Origin of the sequence: Bacillus sp. H1a (assembly GCF_000633475.1) — a bacterium.
Taxonomy (GTDB): domain Bacteria; phylum Bacillota; class Bacilli; order Bacillales; family Bacillaceae_G; genus Bacillus_A; species Bacillus_A paramycoides.
The window spans coordinates 1-607 of record NZ_AYMH01000144.1 but is presented as its reverse complement, the minus strand read 5'-3'; the positions used below and the strand labels follow the sequence as shown (position 1 = coordinate 607).

At 35.6% G+C, this 607-nt stretch carries 2 protein-coding genes; both read right to left on the bottom strand.

Going from position 1 to position 607, the window contains the following annotated elements; all coding sequences use genetic code 11:
- Window positions 1–440: GH25 family lysozyme (locus U860_RS0130735; RefSeq protein WP_025151464.1), on the bottom strand; the 440-nt coding region annotated here is incomplete at its 3' end.
- A partial coding sequence (locus U860_RS0130730) for a phage holin family protein (protein WP_029953232.1) occupies window positions 440–607 on the bottom strand: 168 nt, incomplete at its 5' end. The genes U860_RS0130730 and U860_RS0130735, both read right to left, overlap by 1 nt.

The following is a 607-nucleotide window of genomic DNA, read 5'->3' as shown; positions in this document are numbered from 1 at the left end:
ATCCATAAAAAGTCTGCTTTCACCTTATTTAAACCATATTGATTGTACATATGATGTGATACATAAAATCCGACTTTCCAACCTGCCGCTTTACATGTATCAATAAAAGCTTGAGAAGCAGCTGCTAGATTGTCGGGGCCACAACTTTTTAATGTATCATCCTCACAATCTAGCACTAAGAATTTAGCATTTGAATTTGTTCTTTTCATAAAATCGTTCGCTTCCACAATTGCATCATTAACAGAAACATAGCATCCATACGCATAGGCAGCATGTGGAATGCCACGTTTCTCTAATTGTGCTACATGTTGTTTATATAATCCATCTACTGTATCTGATCCATATTGAACACGGCAAATCCCTAAACTAACTTGAGGAGCTAATACATCCCAATTAATACTGTCATTCCATTTTGAAATATCGATAATATGTTTTTTCATTATTGAACATCTCCCTTTTTATCATCTTGTTTTTGTTTACCACCTAAAATTTCAACCGCGTTTGTCAAAGCTTGTGGAAGTGGGATTCCCATACGTCCAGCGTTTTCTAAAAGTGATAACAATTCATTACCCATGAAGAAAAAGATTGTTGCTTCACGGATAGCGCT